12 protein-coding genes are annotated in these 13645 nt (G+C 51.1%); 2 read left to right on the top strand and 10 right to left on the bottom strand.

Annotated features, from left to right (window positions below; translation table 11 throughout):
• Positions 1-3 precede the first annotated feature (3 nt).
• Positions 4-774: a UDP-2,3-diacylglucosamine diphosphatase gene (locus P8S54_RS01600; protein ID WP_281442942.1), complete on the top strand. Its 771-nt coding sequence runs from the start codon at positions 4-6 to the stop codon at positions 772-774.
• 97 nt (positions 775-871) lie between these two features.
• On the opposite strand, the gene P8S54_RS01595 is transcribed toward P8S54_RS01600, so the two are convergent.
• The 8 genes from P8S54_RS01595 to P8S54_RS01560 all read right to left on the bottom strand — a co-directional run bounded on the left by P8S54_RS01595 (position 872) and on the right by P8S54_RS01560 (position 10375).
• Positions 872-2689 (bottom strand): SurA N-terminal domain-containing protein, encoded by a 1818-nt coding sequence (locus P8S54_RS01595; protein WP_281442941.1) that lies wholly within the window; start codon positions 2687-2689, stop codon positions 872-874.
• A gap of 111 nt (positions 2690-2800) precedes the next feature.
• Positions 2801-3073: an HU family DNA-binding protein gene (locus tag P8S54_RS01590; protein WP_007114333.1), complete on the bottom strand. Its 273-nt coding sequence runs from the start codon at positions 3071-3073 to the stop codon at positions 2801-2803.
• 193 nt (positions 3074-3266) lie between these two features.
• Positions 3267-5696 (bottom strand): endopeptidase La, encoded by a 2430-nt coding sequence (lon, locus tag P8S54_RS01585; protein ID WP_281442940.1) that lies wholly within the window; start codon positions 5694-5696, stop codon positions 3267-3269.
• Positions 5697-5920: 224 nt separating this feature from the next.
• Positions 5921-7198 carry an ATP-dependent Clp protease ATP-binding subunit ClpX gene (gene clpX, locus P8S54_RS01580; protein ID WP_009097586.1) on the bottom strand — a complete coding sequence of 426 codons (1278 nt, stop codon included), beginning with the start codon at positions 7196-7198 and terminating at the stop codon, positions 5921-5923.
• Positions 7199-7272: 74 nt separating this feature from the next.
• Complete coding sequence (gene clpP / locus P8S54_RS01575; protein WP_009097587.1) at positions 7273-7890, bottom strand: ATP-dependent Clp endopeptidase proteolytic subunit ClpP; 618 nt, start codon at positions 7888-7890, stop codon at positions 7273-7275.
• Positions 7891-7955: 65 nt separating this feature from the next.
• A complete protein-coding gene (gene tig, locus P8S54_RS01570; protein WP_281442939.1) occupies positions 7956-9308 on the bottom strand; it encodes a trigger factor in 1353 nt (450 codons plus the stop codon).
• Positions 9309-9539: 231 nt separating this feature from the next.
• Positions 9540-9911, bottom strand: coding sequence for a hypothetical protein (locus P8S54_RS01565; RefSeq protein WP_035540216.1), 372 nt, complete (start codon positions 9909-9911; stop codon positions 9540-9542).
• A gap of 2 nt (positions 9912-9913) precedes the next feature.
• Positions 9914-10375, bottom strand: a complete 462-nt coding sequence (locus tag P8S54_RS01560) for a flavodoxin domain-containing protein (RefSeq protein WP_009097596.1) — start codon at positions 10373-10375, stop codon at positions 9914-9916.
• A gap of 143 nt (positions 10376-10518) precedes the next feature.
• Here P8S54_RS01560 and P8S54_RS01555 point away from each other — a divergent pair, with 143 nt between their 5' ends.
• Positions 10519-10725: a DUF2788 domain-containing protein gene (locus P8S54_RS01555; RefSeq protein ID WP_009097597.1), complete on the top strand. Its 207-nt coding sequence runs from the start codon at positions 10519-10521 to the stop codon at positions 10723-10725.
• Positions 10726-10891: 166 nt separating this feature from the next.
• On the opposite strand, the gene P8S54_RS01550 is transcribed toward P8S54_RS01555, so the two are convergent.
• The gene (locus P8S54_RS01550) at positions 10892-11191 is read right to left on the bottom strand and encodes an integration host factor subunit alpha (RefSeq protein WP_009097598.1); all 300 of its coding nucleotides are present in this window, start codon (positions 11189-11191) and stop codon (positions 10892-10894) included.
• 67 nt (positions 11192-11258) lie between these two features.
• Positions 11259-13640 carry a phenylalanine--tRNA ligase subunit beta gene (gene pheT / locus P8S54_RS01545; RefSeq protein ID WP_281442938.1) on the bottom strand — a complete coding sequence of 794 codons (2382 nt, stop codon included), beginning with the start codon at positions 13638-13640 and terminating at the stop codon, positions 11259-11261.
• Positions 13641-13645: the final 5 nt, after the last annotated feature.

Here is a 13645-nt window from a genome sequence, read left to right as displayed (position 1 = left end):
CTTATGCGTACTTTGTTGGTAGCCGACATGCACCTGAGTAGCGAGACACCTGAGATTAACCAAGGGTTTTATCGCTATTTAGAACAAACTGCCACGGGGGCAGACGCCCTATATATTTTGGGCGACCTATTTGATGCTTGGATCGGCGATGACCTGCTCGACACGCCGCACCCCCTGAGCGTAATCGCCCATGACGTAATCCAGCGGTTACGAGCACTCAGCAGCAATGGAACGGCCGTCAACTTCCTGCATGGCAACCGTGACTTTTTAATCGGGGAGCGCTTTATTAATGCCTGCCAGGGGAACCTACTACCCGAAGCCCAGGCAGTTGAGCTTCAAGGTGTACCCGTGCTCATTCTCCATGGCGATAGCTTATGCACGAGAGATGAGGCCTATATGGCGTTTCGCCAACAGTCTCGGGACCCACAGTGGCAAGCGCAAATATTAGCGCTTCCCCTGGAACAGCGCTCTGAGCTCGCTAAAAGCTTACGCATGCAGTCGGGGGATGCTAACGCTAACAAGGCTGAAGAGATCATGGATGTTACCCATGATGAAGTAGTGCGGCTGATGGCACGTTTTGGCGTATCGACCATGATTCACGGCCATACACACCGCCCGAAAGTGCATGACATAACGGTGGAGGACGTGCCGGCTAAACGGTTTGTTCTCGGTGACTGGGATAACCAGCACGGTTGGGATGTAATCATTGAGCAAACACCTGAACACCATGCCATGCCCGTGCTTCGCCAGTTCGCACTGCACTCCCCGCCATAGCTATCGTTAGTAGCAGTAAAAAAATGCAGTAAAAAAGCCGATCACATGATCGGCTTTTTCAGTTTTAGAGCTATTTAGTCTTGGTGCTATTGAGTATTTATCGCTCAATATCAGCATTACTGCGCAGGTCATCAATCAACCCCTGGATGACTGATTGCGAGCGAAGCTGTTCGGCCATTTGCGCCACAAAAGAGGTTATCTGCTCATCCACCTCTCCGGTAGACACGCTGTCCAATGCGACCACCGCCACACCTTGCGGTAACGCTATCGAACGATAGATACTTTGCCCTTCTTGAGGACGAGGCATGCGAAACACCTCCTGCACCAGCGCTTGTGGCAATGTAGTATCAGACTGGCGCGATACATTAGCAGCCTCAAGCCATGAAACATCTACATCGTTACCTGACTCTAGCGCTGAAATAATACGCGCAGCCTCGTCCTGAAGCGCTTCTTGACGCTGCTGTGCAGCGACAGCACTTTCGACTTCGTCGCGCACATCATCCAAATCTAGACGGGTAGGTTCACGATGCTCGGCGACGCGAAGTACCAGACGACGATCGTCGTCAAGTTCGATCACTTCGCTGTTATAACCCTCTTCAAGCACGTCAGCACTGAATGCTTCATCCAGCACTCCCGGTTCGGATAACGCACCCTCGCCTTCGCCACGGGCTAACCAGTCTGTCTGATTGAGCATCAAGCCAAGGTCATCTGCTACGCTTTCCAGATCATCAGCCGCAAAACTTTCGTCAATTAAGCGCTGAACCTGGCGATTAAAATCATCGTTCACTTCACGCAGCGCTACTTCCTGCTGAAGCGCATCGCGCTGTTCTTCAAACGTTGGCGCTGCTATGCCAGTCACCTGCAAAATATGGAAAGCGCCGTCCATTTCTACCAGCTGAGACGTTTCACCTTCGCTCAGCGCAAAAGCAGCCTCGTCAAAGGCATCACCAAAGAAACCACGACTAATCACGCCTAAGTCGCCACCCTCTTCTGCACTGGCAGTATCGTCGGAGTAGCGTAAAGCCGTTTCAGCGAAGGTATCTCCCTCTTCCAAAGCCTGCAACGCTTCCTCCGCGCGTTCCTGGGCTTCTTCACGGCTGCGATCTCCGCCAAACGTCACCATAATATGGGACACTTGGCGATCAGCGCTTCGATTCTGTTCGCGCCATGCCGCACGCAAGGCATCTTCATCGACCTCACGTCCCGCAGCCATTTCCTGACGATCAATCATCACATACTCAACACGCACCTGTTCGGGACGCTCAAAGCGTGACTGATTGGCATCGTAATACGCCTGCATCTGCTCTTCAGTAATTTGGATGTCTAGCTCAACATCATCGGCACTTAGCATTGAATAACGGAAGCTACGCTGCTGGCGCTGCAGTTCTGCCAAACGCTCCTGCTCACTGGCTAAGCTAAAGTCACTAAATGCTAAACCTTGCTGAAGGTGCTGGCGCTTAATATCTACCCGGAGCTCTTCTCGGAATGAGAGCGGTGTATAGCCCGCTCCGGCCAAACGGTTACGAAAAACTTCAGATGAGAAGCGGCCATCCTGATCATGGAATTCAGGTAGACCAATAATCATCTGGTCCAACTGGGCATCCGACACATAGAACCCGCCATCCTCTGCATACTGGGTCAACAGCTTTTGAGTAATCAGCTGATCAAGCATTTCATTACGCAAAGCACGCTCTTGTTCTGGCGGCACTTGACCAGAGCGTAATGCGCGCTGAACCTCAAGCTCAACCTGCTGACGCATGATCGGCTCGCCATTGACGCTTGCTACTTCATTAGGATCACTGCCAAATACGCTGAACAGCGACTCAATACCGAACAGTGCCATGGCAGCCACCATAACACCGATGATTATTTTGGCACCCCAGCTTCTGGAGCCATCTCGAATACTTTGCAGCATGCTAGCCTCAGATTATTACAGCAAAAACCATCGCCCCAAATAACGGGCTAGAAAATAACATGGGCGCATCGCGGATGCGATGCGCCCATTAGATTACAACAAATGCGCCAATTAGTTGACGGCGTCTTTCAGCGCTTTTCCGGCTTTAAAGCTGGGAACCTTAGCAGCGCTGATTTGAATTGGCTGACCCGTTTGTGGGTTCCGGCCTGTACGTGCAGCGCGCTCTTTAATCGCGAAAGTACCAAAGCCTACCAGTGAAACACTCTCGCCTTTTTTGAGGCTATCGGTGACAGACTCCACCATGGCATCCAATGCGCGGGTTGCCGCTGCTTTAGGAATATCAGCAGACGCGGCAATAGCTTCAATCAGCTCGGACTTATTCACACTTCACCCCTTAACTGTTTCAAAAAATGGCTCTGAACGGCGCGATCACCGGGTACTACAACCTCAAAGCATAGCTGCGTTTTATAGCAATGCCTTGAAACACCTGTCAAGCGACCGAGCCGCAGAATGCCCTTTGCACACGGCAATGGGCAAACTTATTACGTAATATTAAAGCTCCAAAGAGCCCTAATGCTTAATGCGTGCTGACTACGGCATTCGAACTAAAAGACTTATCAGTACCTTTTAACGAGGCACCTTCATCGACTTGATTGTTCACAAGCGCTACCGCTAACACCTCATCTATCCATTGTACGGGACGAATATCAAGTGCACCTTTGATATTTTCCGGTACTTCCTTGAGATCTCGACGATTTTCCTCAGGAATTAAGACGGTCTTTATACCACCGCGACGAGCTGCCAGCAATTTCTCCTTTAACCCGCCGATAGGCAATACTTCTCCACGCAGGTTAACCTCACCTGTCATGGCAACATCACAGCGCACCGCACGCTGAGTATAGGCCGAGACAATCGCTGTCACCATGGCAATACCAGCACTTGGTCCGTCCTTCGGTGTCGCACCTTCCGGAACGTGTATATGAAGATCTTCGGTCTCAAACCGCTGGGGGTCGATCCCGTACTCATGCGCACGCGCCTTGACCACCGTTTGAGCAGCGCTGACCGACTCTTTCATCACGTCGCCAAGCGAACCCGTTTTATTAATGCGGCCTTTACCAGGCGTCACCACAGACTCAATATTGAGCAGCTCCCCTCCCACGGAGGTCCAGGCAAGCCCAGTTACACGCCCCACTTGGTTCGCTTTCTCAGCTAGTCCGTAGCTATAGCGGCGTACACCCGCATAGGCTTCGATCTCTTCAGCGGTCAGCACTTGGCCCGCTTGTAATTTGCCACCTTTCTGCTCTTGAGAGACCCGCTCCGCCTCTAGACGTTCGCGCAGCACCTTTCGACATACTTTTGCGATTTGGCGCTCTAACTCACGCACACCCGCTTCACGCGTGTAGTAACGCACTAGTTCTAATAACGCGTCATCCTGCAGTGCCAGCTCTGCATCTTTGAGGCCATTAGCTTCCAGCTGTTTGGGCAACAAGTAGCGTTTGGCGATGGCCAGCTTCTCATCTTCGGTGTAACCCGGCAGACGAATAATCTCCATACGGTCAAGCAGCGGACCAGGGATATTCATCGAGTTGGCCGTACAGATAAACAACGTTTCGGAGAGATCGTAATCAAGCTCTAAGTAATGATCACTAAAGCTATTATTTTGTTCAGGGTCGAGAACTTCCAAAAGCGCTGACGCGGGGTCACCACGATGATCCATGCCCAGCTTATCCACTTCATCAAGTAAGAATAGCGGGTTCTTCACACCTGCACGACTCATTCGCTGCATCAATTTACCGGGTAGCGACCCGATATAAGTACGCCGGTGGCCACGAATCTCTGATTCATCGCGCACCCCCCCTAACGCCAAACGCACATATTTACGATTGGTCGCTCGCGCAATGGACTGCCCCAGAGAAGTCTTACCCACACCAGGCGGCCCCACCAAACACAGCACAGGGCCTTTCATCTTGCGTACGCGCTTCTGTACCGCCAAATACTCCAGTATACGCGCCTTGACCTCTTCCAGGCCGTAGTGATCCTCATCAAGCACTTGCTGAGCTTTTACCAAGTCATGCTTTACCCGAGTGCGCTTTTTCCAGGGAACAGCAATTAGCCAGTCCAGATAAGACCGCACGACAGTAGCTTCGGCGGAGTTAGTTGCCATCATCTTAAGCTTATTAAGCTCTTGAGTCGCTTTTTCAGCCGCCTCTTTGGGCATACCTGAAGTTTGGATGGCCTGCTCGTACTTTTCCGTCTCATTAGGAACATTATCCAGCTCACCCATCTCTTTCTGGATGGCTTTCATCTGTTCATTCAGGTAGTACTCACGCTGGGTCTTTTCCATCTGCTCTTTGACGCGAGAACGAATGCGCTTCTCGACTTGAAGCAAATCGATTTCAGACTCAATTAGCGCCATCAGATGTTCGATGCGATCCCGCACACGATCCATCTCTAATAGCTCTTGTTTGTCACCAATTTTCAGCGACAAATGAGCGCAGATGGTATCCACCAAACGGCTCGGGTCTTCAATCCCCGAAAGGGAGTTAAGAACTTCGTTGGGGACTTTTTTGGATAGTTTTACGTACTGCTCAAATTGATTTAGCAGCACGCGCACCAGCGCTTCTTGCTCGCGACTGGTAAGCGGTTCACTTTCACGCGCCACTAAATGGGCCTGAGTATAACCTGCTTCATTTTCTTCAATAGTGACAACATCAGCTCGAAAACTACCCTCAATAAGCACCTTTACGGTGCCGTCTGGTAATTTAAGCAACTGCATAATATCCGCCACAGTCCCCATGGCGTAAAGGTCTGCGTTGTCCGGATCATCCTGAGAAGCCTCGCGCTGAGCCACCAGCAGTACACGCTTGTCGGCCTCCATCGCCGCTTCCAAGGCTTGGATAGATTTTTCACGGCCAACAAAAAGAGGGATGACCATTTGCGGGTAAACAACGACATCCCGCAGTGGCAACAGGGGTAGACATTGTGTCTGTTCGGCGTTCTGCTGCATCGCAGACGTTCCTCAAAATCGGATGTGTACTTTAAGGGTACTTGAACAAGCACCTCACAGCATGAAAAGCACTTGCACAAACATTGTACAAGAACACTATGTAAAAGCACTATAACTAAAAGCATGCCACAAAAATGTATTATGCCTAATAGCAGGGGGTCGCCTAGGCGACCCCCTGGTTCAACACAAGCGACATATGCTAGGCCGCAGTGCAAGCCAACTGGCTAGCCGTCAGTGCCATCAACGCGAGCTTCCTCTTGGGAGTAGAGCAACAGTGGCTCACTTTCTCCTGCAATTACAGACTCGTCAATAACCACTTTGCTGACACCTTCCAGCGAAGGAATCTCATACATAGTGTCAAGCAGGACAGACTCAAGAATAGAGCGCAAACCACGGGCACCGGTTTTACGCTCCATTGCCTTAGCCGCCACTGAGCGCAGTGCATCATCCCTAAATTCAAGTGTGACATCTTCCATTTCGAAGAGCTTGGCATACTGCTTCACAAGCGAGTTCTTGGGCTCGGTCAGAATCTGTACCAGTGCATCTTCGGTTAGCTCGGTGAGCGTTGCTATTACCGGAAGTCGACCTACGAATTCGGGTATTAACCCAAATTTCACTAAATCTTCTGGCTCAACATCCGCAAGCAGCTCGCCAACACCACGCGAGGACTCTTTACTCTTCACGCTGGCGTTAAAGCCAATGCCGCCTTTCTCAGCGCGATCACGAATAACCTTATCCAAACCAGCAAACGCACCACCTACGATAAACAGAATATTACCCGTGTTTACCTGAACAAACTCTTGCTGCGGGTGCTTACGGCCACCTTGCGGCGGCACAGAGGCGGTCGTACCTTCAATTAGCTTAAGCAGCGCCTGCTGTACACCTTCACCTGATACATCCCGTGTGATGGATGGGTTATCAGATTTGCGTGAAATTTTATCTATTTCATCGATGTAGACAATTCCGCGCTCAGCTTTTTCGACGTCGTAATCACACTTCTGGAGCAACTTCTGGATGATGTTTTCGACATCCTCACCCACGTAGCCTGCTTCCGTTAATGTTGTTGCATCAGCAATGGTGAAAGGCACATTTAATAGCCGCGCCATGGTTTCTGCTAGCAGCGTTTTACCGCTACCGGTAGGACCAATGAGCAAAATATTAGATTTACCTAGCTCCACATCGCCATCACGTACGTCTGCTTTTAAGCGCTTGTAGTGGTTATAAACCGCTACAGAAAGCACCATTTTGGCGCGATCTTGCCCGATAACGTAGTCGTCTAATGTGTGACGTATTTCGCGGGGCGTAGGTAAACGCTCCTCATCGCTCTCGGCATCGGCTTCGAGAACTTCCTCGCGAATGATGTCATTACATAAGTCGACACACTCATCGCAGATATATACGGACGGGCCTGCAATTAGTTTACGTACTTCGTTTTGATTTTTACCGCAAAACGAACAGTAAAGCAGCTTACCACCTTCGTCCTTGCCTTTGCCGTCGGCCATTCGCGTACCTCTATCACTGCGGCGGCTTACGCCGCCGGAAAAGCTCGTTAGAAAAGCAGAATCCTATCACGCTATCAGGATGTAGGGCGCTTATCCAGCACTGCGTCAATCAAGCCATATTCTTTGGCTTTATGAGCGCTCATAAAGTTGTCGCGATCAGTATCACTGGCAACTGTCTCGATATCTTGGCCTGTGTGATGCGCCAAAATCTGGTTTAACTTCTCGCGGATACCCAATATCTCACGGGTGTGGATTTCAATATCCGACGCTTGCCCCTGATAACCACCTAGCGGCTGATGGATCATTACCCGAGAGTTGGGCAAGCAGTAGCGCTTGCCAGCCGCACCGGCTGTCAGCAGCAGCGCACCCATGCTGGCCGCTTGACCGATACATACGGTAGAAACGTCAGGCTTGATAAACTGCATGGTGTCGTAAATTGACATACCCGCTGTCACAGAGCCGCCTGGCGAGTTGATATAGAGATGAATATCTTTATCAGGATTTTCCGACTCAAGAAATAACAGCTGCGCGACGACCAAATTCGCCATGTAATCTTCTACTGGGCCTACCAGGAAGATGACACGCTCTTTTAGCAGACGTGAATAAATATCGTAGGCTCTTTCCCCTTTGGCGCTCTGCTCAACCACCATGGGCACTAAACCGCCGGCGTTTTGAATATCAAATTCACTCATTCGGGTGATTCCTTGCGTCCGGTAAGGGAAAAGCGCACCCGTTAAAGGTGCGCTACTCAATGAGATCAGGCGCTTGCCTGCTCGCCCTCTTCAGCGTTCTCATCTTGTTCAGCCTGCTGTTGAGCAGCCGCTAGCGCTTGCTGATAAGACATCTCAACGTCTTTGACATTGGTTTGCTCCAGCAGCTTCTCTACCGCCTTCTCTTCAAGAATGGCAGACTTCACCTGGGTTTTTAGCTGTTCGTTACCCATATAGTAACTAACAACCTCTGATGGATCTTGGTACTGTTCAGCCAACTCTTCGACCTTAGCTTTGATGGCATCATCATCAGCATCTAGCTCGTTAGCCTTGATAACTTCCGCCAGCAACAGGCCTACTTGAACACGACCTTTGGCTTGCTCTGCAAACAATTCGTTGGGCAGCTGACTAACGTCGAAATCTTCGCCTAAACCAAACTGCTGGGCAGCCTGACGCTTCATACCATCCGTCTCTTGCTGAACCAAGGCGCTAGGTACAGGGATTTCATTAGCGTTTTTCAGCGCATCCAATACCTGCTGCTTGACGCGGTTATCAACCGCCTGAGCCGCTTCACGGGTCATATTTTTCTTAATTTCAGCACGGAACTGGGTCTCGTCACCGCCTTCCACACCAAAACGCTCGATAAATTCAGCGTCAACCTCAGGTAGCTTCTGGGTGCTAACTTTGTGGACGGTGACTTTGAACGTCGCTTCTTTACCGGCAAGATGCTCAGCCTGATAGTCGTCAGGGAAGGTAACGCTGATGGTTTTTTCTTCACCTGCTTTAGCGCCAATCAACTGCTCTTCAAAGCCGGGTATAAAGCTGTTAGAACCGATAACAAGGGCATGACCTTCAGCGCTTCCGCCTTCAAATGGCTCATCGCCCAGGAAACCCTGAAAGTCGATGGTCACTTGGTCGCCATCAGCGGCGGCGGCATCCACTTCTTCCCACCCGGCGTTTTGCTTACGCAGCGTGTCAATCATTTCATCGACATCTGCATCGCTGACGGTCACCACAGGACGCTCAACTTCGACACCTTCAATCGAAGCCAATTCAACCTGAGGGTAAACTTCCATCAGTGCAACAAACTCAAGGTCTTTACCCGCTTGATTAACTTTCGGCTCAATCTGCGGGAAGCCTGCAGGGTTAAGACCCTCTTCAGTGATTGCGCGCACATAACGCTCACGCATTACCTCGCCAACCACTTCATTACGTACACTATCGCCGTAGCGCTGACGAACTACAGCCATCGGCACCCGGCCTTGGCGAAAACCATTCAAGCGAACGTTTTTCGCAGTGTCTTTCAAGCGAGCGCTGACGGCCTCGTCGATTTCGGCAGCCGGCACCTGAATTGTGATACGGCGTTCGATCTGGGAGGTCGTCTCGACGGAAACTTGCATGAATTGTCCTCTAGCGGCTGGGCGTTGTGTTGATTGCGTATAATAAGTTCAAGGGGCGATTTTAAGAACCCTAGCGCATGGTGGCAAGCGCCATGCTCGCAAGATGGGGTCAGAACCATCAATTACAAGGGAATAACCCTTAAATACCGTGCTTAAAACGTCACTTTGAGCGGAAACGCTGCTCTATTCGTTCGAATGTAGCTATTTTTAACTAACCACTCATCTCATTTTTCACTCTTCACGCCTGAACCACCACAAACTAACGGCATGTAGCAGCAAGCCAGCGGTGGCAGCATGAGAAATAAAGACCTGCCAACTGATCCAGTCAGTAAATAGCGCATGCCAGCTTCCCATGGCTAGTGCTCCGAATACCATCATTACAGCCAACCGCATAATGAGCTTCGGCAAGCCTTGGCGCGCAGTCACAGATAGCATCCGCCACTGTAACACGGCAGCACTAGCGACGAAGACTAAGGCTATCAAAAGCAGTGTCTGGCGCGACTCATGCCCTCCTGCCGCATAGCGCGGCAAAGCGGACAGCATGACAAGACACAGTCCAATAGCGACGCTAACCCGTTCGGGAGAGTAAGGGATCCTCTGCATCGCTAGCCAACCTTCAGCTGCTGAGCATCAATCCACTCTTCTACCCAGGGCAGCGCGGCATCATCTGCCATAAAGGTCTCCATTGCATCCACCTCAAGCCGTTCGCCTAGGCGCATCGCACCATGGTCTTCCAACAACGCATCAAGGGCCCTACCTGCACCACAGAACGTTTCTCCGTAGGAGCTATCGCCCAACGCAATCAGGCCGTAGCGCAAGGCCGTTAGCGAAGGACTTTGGTCGCGCAAAGAGCGAACAAAAGGCACAAAGTTACCTGGAAAATCACCACTTCCTGTCGTGGAGACACAAAACAGGGAAACCCCATCACTACCGGTCACATCATTTAAGGTGGGCTGCTCAATAATATCGACGCTGTAGCCTGCCTGCTCAAAAAGTGGCTTAACTTGCTCAGCGACATCTAACGCGCCGCCATACATGGTTCCAACTAAGATGTTTAGCTTGGGCATCGTCGCACTCCCCTGTAAAAGTGTCGCACTGCGCTTTGTTCAGTCGACAAATACCTGATGAATTTGCTCAAATATTAACACGATTGGCAAAAATGACGCACGCCTCTCCTTCAGCCCTCTTGCGACCTCAACTAGGAGTTCTCATGCAGCAAACCTTTGAGACTTGGATAACGCCGATCATGGTTGGCGGTCTAATTATTTTCATGTGCTTCATTATTTGGGATCTTGCGAAAAAATCGAATGCGGGGAAATTTGGCACCATTATGCTGTTTGTGGTGCTCGGCGCTGGCATGCTGGGCTATATTCTTAAGGTAGTGATAACTTGGCTGATAGAGGGGCGAGGCGTATAAAGCCTTTAGCAACGTCCTCCTAGATTTTGCTGAGCTAAGTTACTCAAAAACACACAGGCATCAAAAAACGCATACGCATTAAAAAAGGAGCGCCATAGGCACTCCTTTTTTGTTGGTTACATTCACCGGCCTTGCGTTCACCTACAGACGGATAAAGCGCTAAGGGCTATTGTGAACTGGTGAAATGCTCCACTTGCTGCTTCAGCTTTTGGCCAGGGCGAAACGTTACGACGCGACGAGCAGAGATAGGTATTTCCTCGCCTGTTTTAGGATTACGCCCAGGGCGTTCGCGCTTATCGCGCAAGTCGAAGTTACCAAACCCCGATAGTTTGACCTGCTCGTTCTCGCGCAAACAGGCACGGATCTCTTCAAAAAAAGCTTCCACCATCGCTTTTGCTTCTCGCTTAGACAGCGCCAGCTCTGTGTGTAAATGCTCCGCTAGCTCTGCTTTGGTCAACGCACCCATAAGGCTCCTCCTTGTAGCAAACGCATTGCCAAGAACGTGATAAGCGTCGCGTCATGGCATGTACTGGTTAGCCGCGCAGTTCAGCGTCCAATTTGACACGCACTTGTGTCACGATTGAATCGACCAACTGATTGATTTCTTCATCGTTTAGCGTGCGCGATGGATGCTGCCAGGTCAAGCCTAACGCAATACTCTTGAAGCCGTCAGCAACCCCTTTACCAGCATAGACATCAAATAGCTTAATGTCTTTCAAGTAATCGCCTGCCTCGGCCTGGGCACAGTCTAGCAATGCCTGAACCGGCACTTCTTGGCTTAGCATAAAGGCTAAATCGCGACGCACTTCTGGGTAACGTGATAACGGCTCAAAAGCAGGAATACGCCCTTCACTAAGGGCATCAAGGCGTACTTCAAAGAGCACCGCATCGACTTTTAGCCCCAGCGTTGCCCGAACCTGCGGGTGAAGAGTGCCAATCCAGCCAGCAGGCTCGCCATTATGCAGCAGCTGCGCACTTTGGCCTGGGTGTAACGCCGGATGCGCTGCTGGCTCAAAACGCCACGCGTGCTGATTCCCCCCAAGTGTCAACAGACTTTCCAGGTCGCCTTTCAAGTCGTAAAAATCAACCGACGACTTAGCACAACTCCAGCCTTCAGCCTCACGGGAGCCACACACTAACGCCCCCATCATGGGTACTTGGGCGAGATTGTCTAGATGACCATTGAACACCAAGCCAGTCTCAAATAAACGCACCCGTGTCTGCTGGCGGTTAAGATTGTGTTCTAGCGCACGGACTAGCCCAGGAAATAGGCTTGCGCGCATCACTGACAAATCAGATGAGATCGGGTTGGCTAGCACTGGAGAAACCGCATCAGGCAAGATAGCCGCCTGTAGCTCAGGTGCTACAAAGCTATAGGTAACCGCTTCTTGGAAGCCACGCGCAACCATTTGATTACGCAGCTGCCTTTGGGTCAGCGTTGCCTCGTTAGCAGGCCGCAACGCTAACCGTGCCGCAGGCCGTCGTACAGGCAGGTTATTGTAGCCATGGATACGAGCAATCTCTTCGATGAGATCCTCTTCGATAGCCAAGTCAAACCGCCAACTGGGGGCTGTCACCGACCAGCCTTCAGCCTGCTTATCTACCTCTAACCCCAGCCGCTGAAGAATATCGGTCACATCATCGGCAGCCAGATGCTTTGAAAGGGCACTCTCCAACCGGCTTTCTCGCAGAAAAATCGCCCGCAATGCTGGCATATGCGGCTTGCTAACCGCCTCTGTCACAGGACCTGCCTGTCCACCACAAATGTCGATTAACAGCTGCGTAGCGCGTTCAATGGCCACACCAGCAAGCTCAGGGTCAACACCACGCTCAAAACGGTGCGATGCATCAGTATGCATACCGTAGGAGCGGGCTTTTCCCGCAATCGCTAAAGGCGTGAAATACGCCGACTCTAGGAAAATAGTATGAGTGGATTTACTAACACCTGAATTCTCCCCACCCATAATGCCGGCCATCGCCAAGGGGCCACTATTGTCTGCTATCACCAGCGTTTCAGGGCGCAACGCGATGTCCTGACCATCTAGCAGCGTTAGCCGCTCACCCTCTTGGGCCAAACGCACCGTGATGCCACCTTGCAAATTATCGCGATCAAACGCATGCAAGGGCTGACCAAGTTCCAGCATAACGTAATTAGTAACATCTACTACTGGGTCGATGGATCGAACGCCACTACGGCGCAGGCGCTCTACCATCCAAAGCGGCGTTTCAACGGTAACGTCGACGCCTTTAATGATCCGCCCTGCATAGCGCGGGCACTGCTCGGGCGCATCAACATTAATAGAGAAAGTATCATCGACACTGGCAACTACTGGTTGAATAGTAGGCCCACTCACCGGCAGTCGGTTTAAGACGCCCACTTCTCGGGCAAGCCCCTTGATACTAAGACAGTCACCGCGGTTAGGTGTTAGATCAACCTCAATAGTCATGTCATCGAGCTGCATATACTCTCGAAAACTGACCCCGATTGGCGCCGAGGCTGGCAACACCAAAATACCTGGAGAGACCTCCTCCTCCAACCCCAATTCAGAAGCAGAGCAAACCATGCCCCGTGACTCGACGCCACGCAGCTTGGCTTTTTTAATTTTAAAATCCCCCGGCAGTACACCCCCTACCTGGGCGAAAGGAATTTTCTGACCTACATCGACATTAGGCGCCCCACATACCACCTGAACTGGCTCGCCCGTACCATCATTAACCGTACAAACGTTAAGCTTATCAGCATCAGGGTGCTTCTCTTTGGTAAGCACTTCCGCCACAACAACGCCACTGAATGCTGATGCAACCGACGCAACCGCATCAACTTCTAGGCCAGCCATGGTGATTTGATCAGCAATCGCTTGCGTATCCAACTGCGGAGATACCCATTCACGCAGCCACTGTTCTGAAAATTTCATATTCG

This window comes from Halomonas sp. M1, from assembly GCF_029581375.1.
Classification (GTDB): domain Bacteria; phylum Pseudomonadota; class Gammaproteobacteria; order Pseudomonadales; family Halomonadaceae; genus Vreelandella.
This window is presented reverse-complemented; position numbering and strand designations above follow the sequence as displayed.

What these genes read in the sequence shown, in the direction of transcription:
- P8S54_RS01600 (WP_281442942.1), top strand. Translation starts at nt 4, where the DNA reads ATGCGTACTTTGTTGGTAGCCGACATGCACCTGAGTAGCGAGACACCT.
- P8S54_RS01595 (WP_281442941.1), bottom strand. Translation starts at nt 2,689, where the DNA reads ATGCTGCAAAGTATTCGAGATGGCTCCAGAAGCTGGGGTGCCAAAATA.
- lon (WP_281442940.1), bottom strand. Translation starts at nt 5,696, where the DNA reads ATGCAGCAGAACGCCGAACAGACACAATGTCTACCCCTGTTGCCACTG.
- clpX (WP_009097586.1), bottom strand. Translation starts at nt 7,198, where the DNA reads ATGGCCGACGGCAAAGGCAAGGACGAAGGTGGTAAGCTGCTTTACTGT.
- clpP (WP_009097587.1), bottom strand. Translation starts at nt 7,890, where the DNA reads ATGAGTGAATTTGATATTCAAAACGCCGGCGGTTTAGTGCCCATGGTG.
- tig (WP_281442939.1), bottom strand. Translation starts at nt 9,308, where the DNA reads ATGCAAGTTTCCGTCGAGACGACCTCCCAGATCGAACGCCGTATCACA.
- P8S54_RS01565 (WP_035540216.1), bottom strand. Translation starts at nt 9,911, where the DNA reads ATGCAGAGGATCCCTTACTCTCCCGAACGGGTTAGCGTCGCTATTGGA.
- P8S54_RS01560 (WP_009097596.1), bottom strand. Translation starts at nt 10,375, where the DNA reads ATGCCCAAGCTAAACATCTTAGTTGGAACCATGTATGGCGGCGCGTTA.
- P8S54_RS01555 (WP_009097597.1), top strand. Translation starts at nt 10,519, where the DNA reads ATGCAGCAAACCTTTGAGACTTGGATAACGCCGATCATGGTTGGCGGT.
- P8S54_RS01550 (WP_009097598.1), bottom strand. Translation starts at nt 11,191, where the DNA reads ATGGGTGCGTTGACCAAAGCAGAGCTAGCGGAGCATTTACACACAGAG.
- pheT (WP_281442938.1), bottom strand. Translation starts at nt 13,640, where the DNA reads ATGAAATTTTCAGAACAGTGGCTGCGTGAATGGGTATCTCCGCAGTTG.